This is a genomic window from Pseudomonas sp. B14(2022), from assembly GCF_012030485.1.
GTDB lineage: Bacteria > Pseudomonadota > Gammaproteobacteria > Pseudomonadales > Pseudomonadaceae > Aquipseudomonas.
The window spans coordinates 181,336-200,957 of the sequence record NZ_JAAUVM010000001.1 but is presented as its reverse complement, the minus strand read 5'-3'; the positions used below and the strand labels follow the sequence as shown (position 1 = coordinate 200,957).

At 59.6% G+C, this 19,622-nt stretch carries 20 protein-coding genes; 7 read left to right on the top strand and 13 right to left on the bottom strand.

Annotated features, from left to right (window positions below; translation table 11 throughout):
* Nucleotides 1–10 precede the first annotated feature (10 nt).
* The 4 genes from gatB to HCF10_RS00975 all read left to right on the top strand — a co-directional run bounded on the left by gatB (nucleotide 11) and on the right by HCF10_RS00975 (nucleotide 3,484).
* Nucleotides 11–1,456: an Asp-tRNA(Asn)/Glu-tRNA(Gln) amidotransferase subunit GatB gene (gatB, locus tag HCF10_RS00990; RefSeq protein ID WP_131698438.1), complete on the top strand. Its 1,446-nt coding sequence runs from the start codon at nucleotides 11–13 to the stop codon at nucleotides 1,454–1,456.
* Nucleotides 1,457–1,630: 174 nt separating this feature from the next.
* Nucleotides 1,631–2,002, top strand: coding sequence for a septal ring lytic transglycosylase RlpA family protein (locus HCF10_RS00985; RefSeq protein ID WP_131698439.1), 372 nt, complete (start codon nucleotides 1,631–1,633; stop codon nucleotides 2,000–2,002).
* Nucleotides 2,003–2,060: 58 nt separating this feature from the next.
* Nucleotides 2,061–3,107, top strand: a complete 1,047-nt coding sequence (locus HCF10_RS00980) for a calcium/sodium antiporter (RefSeq protein ID WP_145335656.1) — start codon at nucleotides 2,061–2,063, stop codon at nucleotides 3,105–3,107.
* Nucleotides 3,104–3,484, top strand: coding sequence for a carboxymuconolactone decarboxylase family protein (locus tag HCF10_RS00975; protein ID WP_065924306.1), 381 nt, complete (start codon nucleotides 3,104–3,106; stop codon nucleotides 3,482–3,484). The genes HCF10_RS00980 and HCF10_RS00975 overlap by 4 nt, the downstream gene beginning before the upstream one ends.
* On the opposite strand, the gene HCF10_RS00970 is transcribed toward HCF10_RS00975, so the two are convergent.
* From HCF10_RS00970 to kdgD, 5 genes are all read right to left on the bottom strand, one after another.
* A complete protein-coding gene (locus HCF10_RS00970) occupies nucleotides 3,481–4,422 on the bottom strand; it encodes an AEC family transporter (RefSeq protein ID WP_131698440.1) in 942 nt (313 codons plus the stop codon). The genes HCF10_RS00975 and HCF10_RS00970 overlap by 4 nt on opposite strands.
* Nucleotides 4,423–4,585: 163 nt before the next feature.
* A complete protein-coding gene (garD, locus tag HCF10_RS00965) occupies nucleotides 4,586–6,139 on the bottom strand; it encodes a galactarate dehydratase (protein ID WP_167654726.1) in 1,554 nt (517 codons plus the stop codon).
* 11 nt (nucleotides 6,140–6,150) lie between these two features.
* On the bottom strand, nucleotides 6,151–7,515 hold the full coding sequence (locus HCF10_RS00960; RefSeq protein WP_131698442.1) for an MFS transporter: 1,365 nt from the start codon (nucleotides 7,513–7,515) through the stop codon (nucleotides 6,151–6,153).
* Nucleotides 7,516–7,613: 98 nt separating this feature from the next.
* Nucleotides 7,614–9,059, bottom strand: a complete 1,446-nt coding sequence (locus HCF10_RS00955) for an aldehyde dehydrogenase family protein (protein ID WP_167654725.1) — start codon at nucleotides 9,057–9,059, stop codon at nucleotides 7,614–7,616.
* 54 nt (nucleotides 9,060–9,113) lie between these two features.
* The gene (kdgD, locus tag HCF10_RS00950; RefSeq protein ID WP_027604837.1) at nucleotides 9,114–10,025 is read right to left on the bottom strand and encodes a 5-dehydro-4-deoxyglucarate dehydratase; all 912 of its coding nucleotides are present in this window, start codon (nucleotides 10,023–10,025) and stop codon (nucleotides 9,114–9,116) included.
* Between the two features lie 242 nt (nucleotides 10,026–10,267).
* Here kdgD and HCF10_RS00945 point away from each other — a divergent pair, with 242 nt between their 5' ends.
* Nucleotides 10,268–11,440: a phospholipase gene (locus HCF10_RS00945; RefSeq protein ID WP_131698444.1), complete on the top strand. Its 1,173-nt coding sequence runs from the start codon at nucleotides 10,268–10,270 to the stop codon at nucleotides 11,438–11,440.
* A 110-nt stretch (nucleotides 11,441–11,550) separates the two neighbouring features.
* Entirely contained in the window at nucleotides 11,551–11,964 is a 414-nt protein-coding gene (locus tag HCF10_RS00940; protein ID WP_131698445.1) for a hypothetical protein, read from the top strand.
* Between the two features lie 16 nt (nucleotides 11,965–11,980).
* Here HCF10_RS00940 and HCF10_RS00935 read toward each other — a convergent pair whose 3' ends face one another.
* Complete coding sequence (locus HCF10_RS00935) at nucleotides 11,981–12,730, bottom strand: FadR/GntR family transcriptional regulator (protein WP_131698446.1); 750 nt, start codon at nucleotides 12,728–12,730, stop codon at nucleotides 11,981–11,983.
* 278 nt (nucleotides 12,731–13,008) lie between these two features.
* On the opposite strand from HCF10_RS00935, the gene HCF10_RS00930 reads away from it, so the two are divergent.
* Entirely contained in the window at nucleotides 13,009–14,598 is a 1,590-nt protein-coding gene (locus HCF10_RS00930) for a glucan 1,4-alpha-maltotetraohydrolase domain-containing protein (RefSeq protein WP_167654724.1), read from the top strand.
* Nucleotides 14,599–14,659: 61 nt separating this feature from the next.
* Here the strand turns inward: HCF10_RS00930 and HCF10_RS00925 are convergent, their stop codons facing one another.
* The 7 genes from HCF10_RS00925 to rplM all read right to left on the bottom strand — a co-directional run bounded on the left by HCF10_RS00925 (nucleotide 14,660) and on the right by rplM (nucleotide 19,548).
* On the bottom strand, nucleotides 14,660–15,079 hold the full coding sequence (locus HCF10_RS00925) for a ClpXP protease specificity-enhancing factor (protein WP_131698448.1): 420 nt from the start codon (nucleotides 15,077–15,079) through the stop codon (nucleotides 14,660–14,662).
* A 17-nt stretch (nucleotides 15,080–15,096) separates the two neighbouring features.
* On the bottom strand, nucleotides 15,097–15,714 hold the full coding sequence (locus HCF10_RS00920; protein ID WP_027604841.1) for a glutathione S-transferase N-terminal domain-containing protein: 618 nt from the start codon (nucleotides 15,712–15,714) through the stop codon (nucleotides 15,097–15,099).
* A 148-nt stretch (nucleotides 15,715–15,862) separates the two neighbouring features.
* A complete protein-coding gene (locus HCF10_RS00915) occupies nucleotides 15,863–16,642 on the bottom strand; it encodes a cytochrome c1 (RefSeq protein WP_027604842.1) in 780 nt (259 codons plus the stop codon).
* Entirely contained in the window at nucleotides 16,642–17,853 is a 1,212-nt protein-coding gene (locus HCF10_RS00910; protein WP_003171746.1) for a cytochrome b, read from the bottom strand. The genes HCF10_RS00915 and HCF10_RS00910 overlap by 1 nt, the downstream gene beginning before the upstream one ends.
* Nucleotides 17,853–18,446 (bottom strand): ubiquinol-cytochrome c reductase iron-sulfur subunit, encoded by a 594-nt coding sequence (gene petA / locus HCF10_RS00905; protein WP_027604843.1) that lies wholly within the window; start codon nucleotides 18,444–18,446, stop codon nucleotides 17,853–17,855. Before petA ends, HCF10_RS00910 begins: the two co-directional genes overlap by 1 nt.
* A gap of 266 nt (nucleotides 18,447–18,712) precedes the next feature.
* Nucleotides 18,713–19,105 (bottom strand): 30S ribosomal protein S9, encoded by a 393-nt coding sequence (gene rpsI / locus HCF10_RS00900; protein ID WP_003171743.1) that lies wholly within the window; start codon nucleotides 19,103–19,105, stop codon nucleotides 18,713–18,715.
* A gap of 14 nt (nucleotides 19,106–19,119) precedes the next feature.
* Nucleotides 19,120–19,548: a 50S ribosomal protein L13 gene (rplM, locus tag HCF10_RS00895; protein WP_003171742.1), complete on the bottom strand. Its 429-nt coding sequence runs from the start codon at nucleotides 19,546–19,548 to the stop codon at nucleotides 19,120–19,122.
* Nucleotides 19,549–19,622: the final 74 nt, after the last annotated feature.

The following is a 19,622-nucleotide window of genomic DNA, read 5'->3' as shown; positions in this document are numbered from 1 at the left end:
GGAGAACACTATGCAATGGGAAGTTGTGATCGGGCTGGAGATTCATACCCAGCTCGCCACCCAATCGAAGATTTTCTCCGGTAGCGCCACCACGTTCGGCTCCGAGCCCAACACCCAGGCCAGCCTGGTAGACCTGGGCATGCCCGGCGTACTGCCGGTGTTGAACCAGGAAGCCGTGCGCATGGCAGTGATGTTCGGCCTGGCGATTGACGCCGAGATCGGCCAGCACAACGTGTTCGCGCGCAAGAACTACTTCTACCCGGACCTGCCCAAGGGCTACCAGATCAGCCAGATGGAATTGCCGATCGTCGGCAAGGGCTACCTGGACATCCCGCTGGAAGACGGCACCATCAAGCGTGTCGGCGTGACTCGTGCGCACCTGGAAGAAGACGCCGGCAAAAGCCTGCACGAAGAGTTCAACGGTGCTACCGGTATCGACCTGAACCGTGCCGGCACCCCGCTGCTGGAGATCGTGTCCGAGCCGGACATGCGCAGTGCCAAGGAAGCCGTGGCCTACGTCAAGACGATCCACGCGCTGGTGCGTTACCTGGGCATCTGTGACGGCAACATGGCCGAAGGCTCGCTGCGTTGCGACTGCAACGTGTCGGTGCGGCCAAAAGGCCAGGCCGAGTACGGCACCCGCTGCGAGATCAAGAACGTCAACTCGTTCCGCTTCATCGAGAAGGCGATCAACACCGAAGTGCGTCGCCAGATCGAACTGATCGAGGACGGCGGCAAGGTGATCCAGCAAACGCGCCTGTACGACCCGAACAAAGACGAAACCCGCGCCATGCGCAGTAAAGAGGAAGCCAACGACTACCGTTACTTCCCCGATCCGGACCTGTTGCCAGTGGTGCTTGAGGATTCGTTCCTCAATGACATCCGCGCCACCCTGCCGGAATTGCCACCGCAAAAACGCGAGCGCTTCCAGGCGCAGTTCGGCCTGTCGGTCTACGATGCCAGCGTGCTGGCTTCGAGCCGTGAGCAAGCCGACTACTTCGAAAAAGTCGTGAGCATTGCCGGTGACGCCAAGCTGGCGGCCAACTGGGTGATGGTCGAGCTGGGCAGCCTGTTGAACAAACAAGGCCTGGAGATCGATGAAGCGCCGGTGTCGGCCGAGCAACTGGGCGGCATGCTGCTGCGCATCAAGGACAACACCATCTCCGGCAAAATCGCCAAGACCGTGTTCGAAGCCATGGCCAACGGTGAAGGCAGCGCCGACGAGATCATCGACAAGCGCGGTCTCAAGCAAGTCACCGACAGCGGCGCTATCTCGGCCGTGCTGGATGAAATGCTGGCGGCCAACGCCGAGCAGGTCGAACAGTACCGTGCGGCAGACGAAGCCAAGCGCGGCAAGATGTTCGGCTTCTTTGTCGGCCAGGCGATGAAAGCCTCCAAAGGCAAGGCCAACCCGCAACAGGTGAACGAACTGCTGAAAAGCAAGCTCGAAGGCTGATTGCGATGAATAGCCCGAGGCAGATTTCATGATTGCCTCGGACCCTGTGGGAGGGGGCTTGCCCCCGATAGCGGTCTATCAGCTTGCACATCTGTGCCTGACAGAACGCTATCGGGGGCAAGCCCCCTCCCACATAAGCCCGCGCCCATATTCGATACAGGGGTAACCTTGGAAATGAAGCGTTTACTCGGCCTTTTAGCCCTGTTCTCACTGCTGGCCGGCTGCGCCAGCGGCCTCATCGACCCCAACGGCTACGACGAAACCGGCACCGCCTCTTATTACGGCGCCAGGCACCATGGCAAGAAAACCGCCAGTGGTGAACCCTTCAACCAGAACGCCCTGACCGCTGCCCACCGGCGACTGCCCTTCGGCACCCAGGTCAAGGTCACCAATCTCGACAACGACAAATCCGTCGTGGTCCGTATCAACGATCGCGGCCCGCATACCCGTGGGCGCTTGATCGATCTATCACGCAAGGCTGCCGAGCAACTGGGTATGCTGAGCAGTGGCACCGCACGCGTTCGCGTGCAAGCCCTGCGCAATTGAAGACGGAGCCCTGGCCATTTTCGGATTAACCGCCCTCTCGCCCTGGAGCCTGCTCGAACTGGTCAGCGGCCTGCTGCTGCTGATCATCGGCGCCGAAATTCTGGTGCGCGCCGCCGTGCGCCTGGCCGCCAGCCTCAAGGTGCGGCCGCTGATCATCGGCCTTACGGTCGTCGCGTTCGGCAGCAGCGCGCCACAGATGACCGTCAGCCTGCAGGCCACCCTGGCCGGTAATACCGACATTGCCGTGGGCAGCGTGATCGGCAGCAGCATCTTCAACATCCTCGTGACCCTGGGCCTGTCGGCGCTGATCATCCCCCTGCGCGTCTCGCGACAGCTGGTGCGCGTGGATATTCCGGTGATGATCCTCGCCGGGTTGCTGGTGTTTACCCTGGCGGCCAATGAAGAACTGACGCCGGTCGATGGCCTGTTGCTGCTGATTGCCCTGCTGGCCTACCTCGGCGTGCTGCATTACCAGACTCGCCATTCGCGCCGCCCGCGCACCCTGGATACCGTCGCCCGGGCGCCCTGGCTGAGCAGTGTGCTGCAGATGCTGGGCGGGCTGTTGATCCTGGTGCTGGCCGGGCACTTGCTGCTCGGTGCGGCGGTGGATGTGGCGGCTGACCTGGGCCTGTCGGAGCGCATCATCGGCCTGACGCTGATCGGCGTCGGGACTTCCTTGCCATGCCTGGCCACCTCACTGATTGCCGCCCTGCGCGGCCAGCGGGACATTGCCGTGGGCAACGTGATCGGCAGCAACCTGTTCAACCTGCTGGGCGTATTGGGGCTGACCGCGCTGCTCGCGTCTTCGCCGCTGTCGGTGTCGCCCAACGCCCTGGACTTCGACCTGCCGGTGATGCTTGGCGTGGTGGTGTTGTGCCTGCCGGTGTTTTATACCGGCTACCGCGTCACCCGCGCCGAAGGCCTGGTGTTGCTGGGCCTGTATCTGGCGTATGGGCTGCACGTGATGTCATTCACCACCGGCATGCCCCTGGCCAACAAGCTTGAACAACTGATGCTGTATTACGTCCTGCCAGTGCTGGTGGCTTTCCTGTTGTTCAGCACGCTGCGAGCCTGGCGCCGCCAACACAAGAGGGAATCGCAATGACCGATCAGAAAAAGCCCGGGGTTGAAATGCGTCGCCAGGTGATGGGCGATGTGTTCGTCGACCGCGCCCTGGGCAACGCCACCGAGTTCACCCAGCCGCTGCAGGACTTCGTCAACGAACATGCCTGGGGCAGCGTGTGGACCCGCGAAGGCTTGCCGCTGAAGACGCGCAGCCTGATCACCCTGGCCGCCCTCACCGCACTCAAGTGCCCGCAGGAGCTCAAGGGCCACGTGCGTGGCGCGTTGAACAACGGCTGTACGGTGGAGGAAATTCGCGAGGCGCTGCTGCATTGCGCGGTGTATGCCGGCGTACCGGCGGCGATTGATGCGTTTCGGGCGGCGCAGGAAGTCATCGACACCTATCAGAAAGAAGGCTAGATCCAGCCACCCGCCTGCAACACGAAAATCCCGATATTCGTGGTCACTGCCGCCATCAGCGTGGTGATCACGATAATCGCCGCCGCCAGTTCATGATTGCCCTCGGCCGCCCTGGCCATCACGAAGCTCGCCGCGGCGGTCGGTGCGCCGAAGTACAGGAACAGAATCCCCAACTCCGGCCCGCGAAAGCCCAGCAGCCACGCCCCTAAGGTCGCGACCACCGGCAGCCAGACCATCTTCATCAAGCTCGCGCTCAGCGCCATATTGCCGCTCTTGCGCAACGCCGCCAGGGACAAGGTGCCGCCAATGCAGATCAATGCCAGCGGCAAGGTGGTGTCCGCCAGGTACTGCATGGATTTTTCCAGCCAACCGGGCAGGCCAATCTGAAAATAGGCGAACGGCGCCGCCACGATGACGCTGATGATCAGCGGGTTGGCCACAACACTTTTGCAGATACTCCACGGGTCGGACTTGATCACCGGGCTGTACACCGCCAGCACAATGGTCGACAGCGTGTTGTAGAACAGGATCACCAGCGCCGCGAGGATCGCGCCGAGGGAGATGCCGTAGTCGCCATACATGCTGGCGGCCAGGGCCAGGCCGATCACCCCGTTATTGCCGCGAAACGCGCCCTGGGTGTAGATGCCCCGGTCTTCACGCTTGCAGCGAAAAATCGCCCAGCCCCAAGCCAGCGCAAAGCTCACCAGTGTGGCAATGGAGAAGTAGATCAGCAAACCCGGCTTGAGCGCCGAGTGCAGGTCGGCGTGGAGGATGCCGAGGAACAGCAACGCCGGCATGGTGACGTTGAACACCAGGGACGAAGCCGTGTGGATAAAGTTGTCGTTGATCCAGTTGATGCGCTTGAGCAGCACACCCAGGAACAGCATGGCGAATACCGGCGCGGTGATGGTGAGGGTGGTGAGGAAGATAGCCAGCATGCCGGGGAGAACCTTGGTGAGCGTCGTCAGGTGGCTAATGATAAGCCATACAGCCCAACGGCGCCTGATAGACCGCTATCGGGGGCAAGCTCCCTCCCACAGTTTGAATGGTGAATACCTTCAGTGTGAGAGGTGGGCTTGCTCCGATGCAGGCGACTCGGTCTCAGGTAATCGGCGCCGGGTTGAACAAGGTGATGTCGTTATGCAGCTTGTGATGCTCCGCCCAGGTCTGCTTCTTACCGCTGGCCACGTCCAGATAGAAGTGGAACAACTCCCAGCCCAACTCCTCAATGGTCGCGCGCCCGGTGGCAATGCGCCCGGCGTCGATATCGATGAGGTCCGGCCAGCGCTGCGCCAGCTCCGTACGCGTCGAGACCTTCACCACCGGCGCCATCGCCAGCCCGTATGGCGTGCCGCGCCCGGTGGTGAACACATGCAGGTTCATCCCCGCCGCCAATTGCAGGGTGCCGCAGACAAAGTCACTGGCCGGCGTCGCGCAAAAGATCAGGCCCTTGCTTTTGAAGCGCTCGCCCGGGCCCAGCACGCCGTTGATCGCGCTGCTGCCGGACTTGACGATGGAGCCCAGGGACTTCTCGACAATGTTCGACAACCCGCCCTTCTTGTTGCCCGGTGTGGTATTGGCACTGCGATCCGCCTCTCCCTTGGCCAGGTAACGGTCGTACCAGTCCATTTCCCTGACCAACTCTTCGGCAACTTCCTTCGTCTCTGCGCGCGAAGTCAGCAGGTAAATGGCATCACGCACTTCGGTGACTTCAGAAAACATCACCGTCGCCCCCGCCCGCAGCAACAAATCCGAGGCATAGCCCAGCGCCGGGTTGGCGGTGATGCCGGAAAACGCATCACTGCCTCCGCACTGCATGCCCAGGATCAGCTCGGACGCCGGCACGGTTTCCCGGCGACGCTGGTCGAGCTTCTTCAGGCGCACTTCGGCCAGGTCCATGATCTGCTCGATCATCTCGGTAAAGCCATGGCTGGAATCCTGCAACCGATACAGCCACGGCTCGCTGAGGTCGACGGAGCTGTCGTTGTCGTGCATCACCTGCCCGGCCTGCAACTTCTCGCAGCCCAGGCTGATCACCAGGGCTTCGCCCCCCAGGTTCGGGTTGCGCGCCAGGTTACGGACGGTACGGATCGGGATGTAGGCATCCGTCGCAGTAATCGCCACCCCGCAGCCGTAGCTGTGGGTCAGCGCCACCACGTCATCGACGTGGGGGTATTTGGGCAGCAATTCGTCCTTGATGCGCTTGACCGCATGGTCCAGCACGCCCGTCACGCACTGCACCGTGGTGGTGATGCCGAGGATATTGCGCGTGCCCACAGTACCGTCGGCGTTGCGATAGCCCTCGAAGGTAAACCCCTCCAACGGTGCCAGGGCTTCAGGCACCTCGGTGGACAGCGGCAAGCTGTCCAGCGGTGGCGCGGTGGGCATGCGCAGTTGATCTTCCTGGACCCAACTGCCGCGCGGAATCGGCGCCAGGGCGTAACCGATGGTCTGGCCGTAGCGAATAATCTGACCGCCTTCGGGGATGTCTTCCAGGGTCACTTTGTGGCTCTGGGGGATGAAATCCACGGTCACCAGGCCGTCCGGGAACTCGGTCCCGGCCGGTACGCCCTGGTCGTTGACCACGATCACCACGTTGTCGCGCTCGTGCAGGCGAATGGAGCGCGGCGAGTCGGCATGTTCAATCAACTGCATCACGGGGCCCCTCAGGAATGCGCTTCGGTTAGGTTGGTCAACTCAGGCCCCTTGCTTGGCGGCTCTTTGAGTACTACACGCTTGATCGGGCCGACGATGACCAGATAGCTGAACACCGCCACCAGTGCGTTGGCGCCGACAAACACCAGGGCCCACTTGAACGAGCCGGTGGTGCTGATGATGTAGCCGATGACAATCGGCGTGGTGATCGACGCGAGGTTACCGAAGGTGTTGAACAAGCCGCCACTGAGCCCGGCGATTTGTTTCGGCGAGGTGTCGGATACGACCGCCCAGCCCAGTGCGCCAACGCCTTTGCCGAAGAAGGCCAAAGCCATGAAACCCACCACCATCCATTCAACGTCAACGTAGTTACACGCGATGATGCTACTGGAGACCAGCAGGCCTGCAATGATCGGCGCCTTGCGGGCGAACGTCAGCGAATGGCCTTTGCGCAGCAGATAGTCGGAAATCACCCCGCCCAGCACACCACCGATAAACCCGCAGATCGCCGGCAACGAGGCGATGAAACCGGCCTTGAGGATGGTCATGCCGCGGTCCTGCACCAGGTAAACCGGGAACCAGGTCAGGAAGAAGTAGGTGATGCCGTTGATGCAGTACTGGCCCAGGTACACGCCAAGCATCATGCGGTTGGTCAGCAACTGACGGATGTAATCCCACTTCGGACCGTCGGTTTTCTTACCCTTGCCCTTGTCCTGATCCATATCGACCATCGCGCCATTGGCGGCGATGTGATTGAGCTCGGCTTCGTTGATCATCGGGTGCTGGCGCGGACTGTGGATAACTTTCAGCCAGATCAGCGAGAACACGATGCCGATCACGCCCATCACGATAAACACGTGCTGCCAGCCGAAGCTGTAGACGATCCAGCCCATCAACGGCGCGAACAACACGGTGGCGAAGTACTGCGCCGAGTTGAAAATCGCCGAAGCCGTACCGCGTTCGGCGGTCGGGAACCAGGCAGCAACAATGCGCGCGTTACCGGGGAAGGACGGCGCCTCAGCCAGGCCCACCATGAAGCGCAGCATGAACAGCGCAACCACTGCGGTGGAGACACCGAACTCACCGACATAGCCTTGCAGCACGGTGAACAGTGACCAGGTGAAGATACTCAGGGCATAGACTTTTTTCGAGCCGAATCGGTCCAGCAGCCAGCCGCCGGGGATTTGCCCGGCCACGTAGGCCCAACCGAATGCGGAGAAGATATAACCGAGGGTGACCGCGTCGATGCCGAGGTCTTTTTGCAGGCTGGAGCCCGCGATTGCAATGGTCGCCCGGTCGGCGTAGTTGATCGTGGTCACCAGGAACAGCATGAGCAGGATCAAATAGCGGACATGGGTCGGCTTGGTCGCTTGCATGTAGCAGTACTCCCACTAATTATTTTTTTTGCGGGTAATGGTTTTCTATTTTTGTCGTGGGGACCGGCAGGCCTCCGGCCCCCACTGGGTGTTGCGTATTACGAACCGATGTAGCTGGTTTTCACCACGGTGTAGAACTCCTGCGCATAGCGACCCTGCTCCCGCGAGCCATAGGACGAGCCTTTACGGCCACCGAATGGAACGTGGTAATCCACACCTGCCGTCGGCAGATTGACCATCACCATCCCCGCCTGGGAATGACGCTTGAAGTGGTTGGCGTACTTCAACGATGTGGTGGCAATACCCGCCGACAAACCGAACTCGGTGTCGTTGGCCATGGCCAGTGCCGCCTCGTAGTCAGCCACGCGCACGACGTTGGCGACCGGGCCGAAGATCTCTTCACGGCTGATACGCATGGCGGCTTCGCTGTCGGCAAACAGCGTCGGCGCCAGGTAGTAGCCTTCGGTGTCACACGTCACCAGGCCGCCACCGCTCACCAGCCGCGCGCCTTCGCTTTGGCCGATGTCGATGTACTTCATGTCCTGGTCCAGTTGGGCCTGGGAAACCACCGGGCCGATGTCGGTGCCGCTTTTCAGCGCGTGGCCGACTTTGATCGACTTCATGCGCTCGGCCATGGCCGCGACGAACTGGTCGTGAATACCGGCGGTGACAATCAGGCGGCTGGACGCCGTGCAACGCTGGCCGGTGGAGTAGAACGCGCTCTGTACCGACAACTCGACGGCCTGCTTGAGGTCGGCGTCGTCGAGAATGATCTGCGGGTTCTTGCCGCCCATTTCCAACTGCACTTTGGCTTGGCGCGACACACAGCTGACAACGATCTGACGACCCACACCGACGGAACCGGTGAAGCTGATGCCGTCGACTTTCGGGCTGTTGACCAGCACGTCGCCCACCACACGGCCGCTGCCCATCACCAGGTTGAACACACCGGCAGGGAAACCGGCGCGGGAGATGATCTCCGCCAGGGCCCAGGCGCAGCCCGGTACCAGTTCAGCCGGTTTGATCACCACGCAGTTGCCGTAGGCCAGGGCCGGGGCGATTTTCCAGGCGGGGATGGCGATCGGGAAGTTCCACGGGGTGATCAGGCCGACCACACCCAGGGCTTCGCGGGTGACTTCCACGTTGACGCCCGGGCGTACCGACGGCACGTAGTCGCCGGACAAACGCAGGCATTCACCGGCGAAGAACTTGAAGATGTTACCGGCGCGGGTCACTTCGCCGATGGCTTCCGGCAGGGTCTTGCCTTCTTCACGAGCCAACAGGGTGCCGAGTTCTTCGCGACGGGCGAGGATTTCGCTGCCGACTTTATCCAGGGCATCGTGGCGAGCCTGGATCCCGGAAGTGGACCAGGCCGGGAATGCGGCGCGAGCAGCGTCGATGGCGGCGTTGACCTGGGTGACGTCGGCCTTGGCGTATTCACCGATGACATCGGACAACTCCGACGGGTTGAGGTTGACGCAGTAGTCGGCGCCGGCAACCCATTCACCGTTGATGTAGTTCTCAAAACGCTTTACTTGGGACACGAATCTTCTCCTGACGCAAAAGGCCGCTGATTGCTCAGCGGCCTTGTGGATAATTTATTGCGGACCTTGCTTGTCGATCAGCGCGGCCAGGGCTTCGTATTCTTCCGGCAGCAGATCGGTCAGCGGCGTGCGCACAGGGCCTGCGTCATAGCCGACGATTTTTGCACCCGCCTTGACGATGCTCACGGCATAACCGGCCTTGCGATTACGGATGTCCAGGTACGGCAGGAAGAAGTCGTCGATGATCTTGGCGACGGTGGCGTGATCATCCTTGGCAATGGCGTGGTAGAAGTCCATCGCGGTTTTCGGGATGAAGTTGAACACCGCCGAGGAGTACACCGGTACGCCCAGGGCCTTGTAGGCAGCGGCGTAAACCTCTGCGGTCGGCAGGCCGCCGAGGTAGCTGAAACGATCGCCCAGACGGCGGCGGATCGACACCATCAACTCGATGTCACCCAGGCCATCTTTGTAGCCGATCAGGTTCGGGCAGCGCTCGGCCAGGCGCTCCAGCAGCGGAGCGGTCAGGCGGCACACGTTGCGGTTGTAGACCACCACACCGATTTTGACCGATTTGCACACGGCTTCAACGTGGGCGGCAACGCCGTCCTGGCTGGCTTCAGTCAGGTAGTGCGGCAGCAGCAGCAGGCCTTTGGCGCCCAGGCGCTCGGCCTCTTGCGCGTACTCGATGGCCTGGCGGGTCGAACCACCGACACCGGCGAGGATCGGCACGCTGGTGGCGCAGGTATCAACGGCGGTCTTTATCACTTGGGAATATTCGCTGGCGGCGAGGGAGAAAAACTCACCGGTGCCGCCCGCTGCGAACAAAGCAGTGGCGCCGTAAGGTGCCAGCCATTCCAGGCGCTTGATATAGCCTGCCTGGTGGAAGTCACCCTGGGCATTGAAATCGGTCACCGGGAAAGACAGCAGACCGTGGGAGAGGATGGACTTCAGTTCTTGTGGATTCATTATTCGAACACCCTGGGCGAAGACTTTCTATTGAAAGGTTGTTGGTTTTGTTGATGTCGTACGTCATCGTACAACTATAAATAATTTCGTCAACTCCAATTCATCGGCGTTGTGCATTTGAGTGAGTTGAACGGCTCAGGCAGCGGTGTTCTTGACGTAGGAAATTATTCCTCTATGCTCCGCTTAACTGTATATGCATACAGCTATCAAGGAAGATTCCTACGACATAGCAAGGAGCTAACATGTCAGGTCTTGAACTCGCAGCACCCGAAAAGAAACCGCCAGTCCTACGTTTCGAAGGGGGTGAACACACCGCCATCGGCGACGATACGTTGTTGCGCTTTAGTAAGGACGCACCGGCGATTCCCGCGCGACAAGTCGAACTGCATCTGCCCAACGGGCTGGCACTGACCTACGGGCAAGTGATCGCCCTGGGCGGTGACTTTTATGGCATCCCCGGCCAGCCTATCAACGAGGGCACCTCACCTGCCGATCGTGTGCAACGCTTTAGCGCAGCGTTCAACTCACTGGCCGTGCTGCCAGCCGCGCGGGACGAAGCACCGAAAATCCTGGCGGTGATGCAAAAAGAGATCAGCGCGGTCAACCAGGCGATCAAGGACGGCAAGCAAGCCCATGAAGCCTATGATGCCCTGGGTGATACGTTGTCCGAGGAATGGAACCGCATCACCGGTGGCGGCAGCGCGGTGTCGGCACTGGTCCCATTGGGGCGCTACCTGAAACTGGCGGCGGACAATGCCGACCACTTCGGCGAATGGGCGCTGGCGGCCTACCTGGCGGGGCATGCAGCCGCATTGCAACAGGCCGTGGTGTCGCATCAAACCGGCACCGACCAGGCATTGGAACTGGCCTACGCCATGAACAGCTTTGCCGATCACTTCTTGACCGATCTGTTTTCTGCCGGGCACCTGCGGGTGCCGCGCAAACAGCTGGCAGCGGTCGTCACACCGGGCGAATTGGGTTCTCTGATCAGCCGCTTCATGCACGATGAAGACAGCAAGTTCGGTCTCAAGGTACGCAATGCCATGGGTGACGAGTGGCATGCCTATGGCGACAAACGCTATTTCGACAGTATCGACGCAGCCAATCGGGCACAGGTCAAACGCGCCGTTCAGGCATCCGCTGATGAGATCTTCGAAACCTTCATCAATGGCGTTGCGCCCTCCCCGGCTGACTTCAAGGCACCGCTGTATGTGCCGGATTTGAACGCGGCACAGAACCCGGCGAATAACTTCTCGCCGCTGTTCAAAATGGAGGGGGATAAGGTGCTAAGGCGTAAAGATGTCAGTGACCTGAACGACAAGCACTGGACGAATGACTGGTGGGGCTGGAGTACGTATTTGTTGTTGAAGGACTACAAACCCAACACACCTCATGAGAAGGACCGCTTGTCGTAACTGTTATTTCTAACAGTTACGCAGGATCTGTCCACGGTAGATAAGTCTCTTCAGGGCCGCACTGCCGCCCCTGAAGAGCATCGTGCGCTCATAACCAGAGGAACTCCATCATGACGCTTCCACTCCCCACCCTTGACCATCCGGCGACGGGCACATTGGCCCAGGGCGAGGTGACTGTTTCGCGCCTTGGGACCGAAATGAGCCTGAGCATCTCGAACACAGCCGATTTACCGAGTGATGGGAAAATCTACGCTTTTATCCTGAGCGATAAAACGGATGATCCCGAATCCCCAAGCTGGTCTGGACAGAAAACGCATGCGACCGAAACGGGCGACTGGTACGTCCTGCATGGCGAAGACCCGGAGGACGGGGAATTCCGCCGGCGCATAAACATTCAGGTCAACATCCCTAAAAGCGAGCTGCAGAAGCACACCGGGGAAAAAATTTATGTTGGCTATACGGCCGTAGCCAGTGAGTCCGGTGTGACCGAAAGCTCTGGGACGATTGAACTGACCGTCAAGTGAACCAGGCTCTCATGCTTCAACCCCGCTGCGCTTCTGCCTCTTCATGAGCATGGCGCAGCCGCTCGCGACTGTTGGTCAGGTGCAAACGCATGGCCGCCCGCGCCGCATCCGAATCCTGGCGGGCAATCGCCTCATAAATCTCTTCGTGTTCGCGACTCAGGCGTCCCATGTAGTGCTGGTGGTCATCATGGGCCAGGCGTGCCGAGTTCAGGCGCGTACGCGGAATGATGCTGGTGCCCAGGTGGGTCATGATGTCGGTGAAGTAGCGGTTGCCGGTGGACAACGCAATTTCCAGGTGGAAGGCGAAGTCCGAGGCCACTGCATCACCGGCGTGCGCCGCGCTTTCATTGAGGGCATCGAGGGCCGCGCGCATGGAGGCCAGCTGTTCATCGCTACGGCGCAGTGCGGCCAGCCCGGCGGATTCCACTTCCAGGCTGATACGCAGTTCGAGAATCGCCAGCACATCACGCAGGGTCACTACGGTGGCCGGGTCGATGCGAAAGCCGCTCGGGCTAGGCGTGTCCAGCACAAAGGTGCCGATACCATGACGGGTTTCCACCTGCCCCGCCGCCTGCAAGCGGGAGATGGCTTCCCGGACCACGGTGCGGCTGACGCCATGGGCGTCCATGATCGCCGATTCGGTGGGCAGCTTGTCGCCACGCTTGAGTTGGCCGTCGCGGATCTGCTCGGACAACACCGTGACCAATTCCTGGGCAAGGCTGCGGCGCTTGCGGGGAAGACGAGGGGCGGTGCTGGCGTTTTCCATGTGGAATCATCTATCTCGGCGGACTAAAACAGCATCATAGCCCATGGCGGTTGTACGATCACCGTTTGTACCGCACTTTCATGTACAAGCCGGCAGCTTTCAGCCCCGGCCGTACATGCCCCCCCGTGCAAAGGGGTTCAAACTCGAGCATAACGCGTGGCTACTTCACACCTGAGTCTTAGTGCCAAACGATCTCGCGCACCTGGCAACTATGACAGCAGACGGGTTTGCATCCTCGTAGCAGAGTAAAGCCTGTTCCAGCAAACAGGTGACGGGTGATGAAACGCACAGGCTGGTATTGCACAACGGTTGTCTGGCTGCTGGCATGCACCGTCCACGCGGCGCCGCCGACTGTGCGCAATGGCGGTGGCGAAGACATCCTGCTGCAAGGCTTCCACTGGAACTCCAGCCGCAATGCTCCGCAGAAATGGTATGAGGTGCTGGCACAAATGGCCCCCACTATCGGCCAGGACGGCTTCACCAAAATCTGGCTGCCACCCGCCTGGACCGATCAATCCAGTTGGAGCGACGCGGCGTCGGGAACGTCCGGTGGGGGTGAAGGTTACTTCTGGAGCGACTTCGACAAGAACAGCCGATACGGCAGTGACAGCCAGCTCAAACAGGCGGTCGCCGCCTTGGCAGGGGCCGGCGTGCAAGCAATATACGACGTGGTGCCCAACCATATGAACGACAAGCTGCCGAGTCAACAGATACGCTTCCCCAGGGACCTCAAGCTGTGGCGCGATGACTGCACAACGCCCGTCGTCTGTGATGAGGGCGACGCGTTCATGAGCGGTTCGGCCGACCTCAACACAAGCAACTCGGAAGTCTCGCAGCGCTTCATGCAGGAATTCAGGAACCTGCGGGACAACTACAGCGCCAAAGGCTTGCGCTTCGATTTTACGCGCGGCTACGCACCGGAGCGGGTCGATGTGTGGATGAAAAACTTTGGTGACCAAGCGTTCTGCGTCGGCGAGTTGTGGAAAGGCCCCAGCGAGTATCCGGCGAACGACTGGCGCAGTCAGGCCAGTTGGCAGGATGCGTTGAAGGACTGGTCGGATCGGTCCCACTGCAGCGTGTTCGATTTCGCCCTCAAGGAGCGCATGCAAAATGGCAGCTTGGCCGAGTGGCGCCATGGCTTGAATGGCAACCCCGACCCGGCATGGCGACAGGTCGCGGTGACCTTTGTCGATAACCACGACACCGGTTATTCGCCAGGGCAATACGGCGGGCAGCACCATTGGTCCCTTGCCGATCCGCAACGCAATATTGCCTATGCCTATATCCTGCTGAGCCCCGGTACGCCCACTGTGTATTGGCCTGATATGTACGACTGGGGCCGGGGCGACCTGATCCGCAAGCTGATCAGCCTGCGCAAGGACGCCGGTATCAGTGCCGATTCACCGATCAGGTTCCAGACCCACTATTCCGGATTGGTGGCCGCCATCCAAGGCAGCCGCAAGCGCCTACTGATCGCTTTGGACTCCGACCTCTCCAAGGTGCCTGACGGTTTCAGCCCTGCGCTGTTTGCGGACGGGCAGCGCATCCGCTCGTGGCAGGCCGCTCCGGCACCTTCCGACACCACCACCACTTTGCACTGCGACAACGTCAGGCCGGGGCTCGGCCAGGCAGTCTACGCAGTGGGATCGCCTATCGAACTCGGCGCCTGGGACCCGGCCCACGCCATCGCACTGCAACCCGGCGCAGCCAATCGCTGGAGCGGTACTGTCGTGTGGCCGACCCAGCAACACATCGAATGGAAATGCCTGATCCGCAGCCTGAGCAATATCAACGAGGTCTACTGGCAAGACGGCCTCAACAATCAGTTCACCACGGGGGCCGCCAGCGAAACAGCGGGGAATTTTTGACAAAAAAATGCCCCGGCAGAGCCGAGGCATTTTTTAACGTAGGCCCGAAGACTTACGCACTTTACTTCACCACTTTCAGGCTCGGCCGACCGCTCGGACGCGGCGGCTCGGTCTCCGGTGGCGGCACATCATCGCCGTCTTCGTTTTCAATCGCTTCGTCGTCCTCGAAAGGCGACTCCAGATCGAACACCATGCCTTGGCCGTTCTCCCGGGCATAGATGCCGAGGATAGCGCCAATCGGCACGAACAGCGTATGCGGCACACCGCCGAAACGCCCTTCGAAGCTGACCGCTTCATTGTCCATGTGCAGGTGGCGCACGGCACTGGGTGATACGTTCAACACAATCTGCCCGTCACTGGCAAACCCCTGCGGTACCTGAACCGCAGGAAATTCGGAATTGACCAGCATGTGCGGGGTGCAATCGTTATCCACAATCCACTCATAGAGCGCGCGGACCAGGTAAGGTCGACTGGAGTTCATCAACGGCTCCTTAAGCCTTAGCGCATATCGCGTTCGACACCAGACAGACTCGCCTGGAAAGCCTCACGCGCGAACTGGCGCTCCATGTAATCAAGCAACGGCTTGGCCGGCCGTGGCAGTTCAATGCCCAGAATCGGCAAGCGCCAGAGTATGGGTAATAGGCAGCAATCCACCAAGCTTTGTTCCTCACTGAGGAAAAAAGGTTTATCGGCGAACAACGGCGAAACACCGGTCAGGCTCTCGCGCAATTCCTTGCGCGCCTGCACCCGAGCAGCTTCTTTGCTGCGGGTATCCAGAATCAAATCCACCAGCCCGCACCAATCTCGCTGGATCCGATGGATCAGCAGGCGGCTGTTGGCACGGGCCACCGGATACACCGGCAGCAAAGGCGGATGCGGGTAACGCTCATCCAGATATTCCATCACCACGGTTGACTCCCACAACGCCAGGTCACGATCGACCAGGGTGGGCAAGCTGCCGTAAGGGTTCACTTCGATCAGTTTCGGCGGATGACGACCCACCTCCACACTGATGATCTCGGCGCTGACACCCTTCTCTGCGAGTACGATGCGTACTCGGTGGGAATAGTGGTCGGCGGGGTCGGAGTAACAGGCCAACCGATTGGTCACGCCCATGGCGGTCCTCCTCGCTTGTTGAAATTATGGAAAGCTCAAAAACGAGCGCGCCCAGAAAGCATCTCTGCAGCCTCTGGAAAGTCCAGATCGCTACGGGTTAGAGATGCCGCTGGGCGCGCAAGATTAACAGCAATTGCTTACGGTTGGATCAATGCACATCCTTCCAGTATTCGCGTTTAAGCAGATAAGCGAATACGAAGAAGAAAGCCAGGTACAGCAAGACATACGTCCCGATGCGCTGGTGTTGCAGTTTGACCGGGTTGGCGGAATAGGCCAGGAAGGTCACCAGATTCTTGACCTTCTCGTCAAACTGCTCGTCAGTCAACGAACCAGGGGTTTCTATCTTCAGTTGATCGCACGCTTCATGAGTCAAAGGCGTACCGGTCAACGGATCATATTGCTTCTTGCCGTCTTCGACGACCTGAACCTGCTTGCATCCTACCACTTGCTTGCCTTGCAGGCCGACCAGAACGTTAGGCATGCCGACGTTCGGGAACACACGGTTGTTCACGCCATAAGGGCGCGCCGGGTCCTCGTAGAAGGATTTCAGGTAGCCGTAGAGCCAGTCGGTGCCGCGTACACGTGCCACCAGAGTCAGGTCAGGAGGCGCTGCGCCGAACCAGGTCTTGGCGTCGGCAGGCTTCATGCCGATATTCATGTGGTCGCCGATCTTGGCACCGGTGAACACCAGCTTCTCCAGCATCATTTCATGGGGGATACCGAGGTCATCGGCCACCCGCTCGTAACGCTGGAACTTGGCGCTGTGGCAGCCCATGCAGTAGTTGGCGAACGTACGCGCGCCGTCTTGCATAGCCGCCTTGTCAGACACGTCGATATCGACTTTTTCCAGTTCCGGGCCGCCGTGCTCGGCAGCGAAGGACAGTAGCGGCAGCGCCGCAAGCATCAATGCAACGAATAATTTTTTCATCAGCCAGTCACCCTTTCCGGAACCGGTTTGGTCTTCTCGAGCCGGGTGTAGAACGGCATCAGAATGAAGTAGGCGAAGTACAGGAAGGTGCAGACCTGCGACAGCAGCGTACGCTCAGGGGTCGGCGCCAATACGCCCAACACGCCCAGAATCACGAATGCAATGCAGAACACCCACAGCCAGATTTTGCTCAGCCAGCCTTTGTAGCGCATGGACTTGACCGGGCTTCGGTCGAGCCACGGCAACACGAACAGCACCGCAATGGCCGCGCCCATGGCGATGACGCCCATGAGTTTGTCGGGGATCGCCCGCAAGATCGCGTAGAACGGCGTGAAGTACCAGACCGGGGCAATGTGCTCAGGTGTCTTGAAGGCGTTCGCCTGTTCGAAGTTAGGCTTCTCGAGGAAATAACCACCCATCTCCGGGAAAAAGAACACGATCGAGCAGAACACGAAGAGGAACACGACCACGCCGACAATGTCTTTCACGGTGTAGTACGGGTGGAACGGGATGCCATCCAGCGGGATGCCGTTCTCGTCCTTGTGTTTCTTGATGTCCACGCCATCCGGGTTGTTGGAACCCACTTCGTGCAGCGCCAGGATGTGCAGCACCACCAGGCCCAGGATCACAATCGGCAGCGCTACGACGTGCAAAGCGAAGAAGCGGTTCAGGGTGATACCGGAGATCAGGTAGTCACCACGGATCCACTGGGTCAGGTCGTTGCCGATGACGGGAATGGCACCGAACAGCGAGATGATCACCTGGGCGCCCCAGTACGACATCTGGCCCCATGGCAGCAGGTAGCCCATGAAGGCTTCCGCCATCAGCGCCAGGTAGATCAGCATACCGAACACCCACACCAGCTCCCGTGGCTTCTGGTACGAACCGTAGAGCAAACCACGGAACATGTGCAGGTAGACCACGATAAAGAACGCTGAAGCGCCGGTGGAGTGCAGCAGGCGCAGGATCGAGCCGTACTCGACGTCACGCATGATGTATTCGACGGAGGCAAACGCTTCTTCCGCCGACGGGGTGTAGCTCATCGTCAGCCAGACACCGGTGACGATCTGGTTAACCAGCACCAGCAGTGCCAGGGAACCAAAGAAGTAGAAGAAGTTGAAGTTTTTTGGCGCGTAATACTTGCTGAGATGGTCTTCCCACATTTTAGTGGCGGGGAAGCGTGCATCCACCCAATCCATGAACTTGCTCATCACGCGTTCTCCTTATCGAGGCCAATGACAATGAGGTCGTCAGTTTCGTAGGTATGCGGAGGCACGGGCAGGTTCAAGGGAGCGGGCTGGGACTTGTAGACGCGCCCCGCCAGATCGTAGTGGGAGCCGTGGCAGGGACAGAAATAACCACCGACCCAGTCTTTACCCAGATCGACCGGGGCGACTTCAGGGCGGAAGGTGGGCGAGCATCCCAAGTGGGTACACAGGCCAACCAGCAGCAGAATCTCTGGCTTGATCGAACGTGCTTCATTTTTGGCGTAGGCGGGTTGGTCGGATTTCTCAGATTTGGGGTCAGACAACTGGCCTTCGATCTTTTTCAGATTTCCCAGGATTTCCTCAGTACGACGAACAATGAATACCGGCTGGCCGCGCCACTCAGCAATCATCTGCTGGCCTGGTTCGATCTTGCTGATATTCACCTTCACCGGTGCACCTGCGGCTTTCGCCTTGGCACTGGGAAACCATGACCCCACGAACGGGACCGCAGCCCCCACCGCTCCTGCAGCACCCACCACGGATGTGGCTGCTACTAAGAAGCGACGCCGGCCTGCATTCACGCCGTCATTGCTCATTCAGTCCTCTCCCATCAGCTTTTTGGCCTGTTAAATCAGGCGTCTACTAAGTATTAAATCTGAACTTATAAAAATTTTGCCGAATGGTAATGAAAAGCCCCACGTATGACAAGGGAATTGCCCGGGGCTCCGCCTCCAAGCCTTGTAGTATAGGGGGTCTACGGATGTGGCAAGTTGTCACGGTGAAAAATGTGCATAAATCGCAGGCAATAAAAAACGCCCAGCTCCGTAAGGAGGCTGGGCGTTTTTGTGGAACGTAAAGCGAATTAACGCTTCGAGTACTGCGGACGCTTACGCGCTTTACGCAGACCGACTTTCTTACGTTCAACTTCACGGGCATCACGAGTCACGAAGCCAGCTTTGCGCAGAGCGCCACGCAGGGTTTCGTCGTACTGCATCAGAGCGCGAGTGATACCGTGGCGGATTGCGCCAGCTTGACCACTTACACCGCCACCGATAACGGTGACGTAGATGTCGAACTTTTCAACAGTCTCGGTCAATTCCAGCGGCTGACGAACTACCATGCGGGCAGTTTCGCGACCGAAGAAGTTGTCCAGAGTGCGGTTGTTGATCGAGATGTTACCAGTGCCCGGACGCAGGAAAACGCGTGCGGTTGCGGTTTTGCGACGGCCAGTGCCGTAATTTTGAGTCGCCGACATAATGAACTATTCCGTTAAAACTTCAGTTCTTGGGGCTGCTGAGCAGCATGAGGGTGTACAGCGCCCGCATAGACTTTCAGCTTGCGAAACATATCGCGACCCAGTGGGCCCTTCGGCAGCATGCCTTTGACCGCGATTTCGATCGGGGCTTCAGGCTTCTTGGAGATCAGGCCTTCAAAGTTGGAAGACTTGATACCGCCTGGGAAACCGGAGTGACGGTAGTACATTTTGTCTTGCGCTTTGTTGCCGGTAACACGTACCTGCTCAGCGTTGATGATCACGATGTAGTCACCGGTGTCAACGTGAGGGGTGTACTCAGGCTTGTGCTTGCCACGCAGACGGCTGGCGACTTCAGTGGCCAGACGACCCAGGGTCTGACCAGCGGCGTCGACGACAAACCAGTCGCGCTGAACTGTTTCCGGTTTTGCAGTAAAAGTTGTCATTCTTTAATAGCCTCAGGGGCCGCCCTGTAAATTAGACGGCGGATCTTACTGAATAGTGCTTACTTTGACAAGTC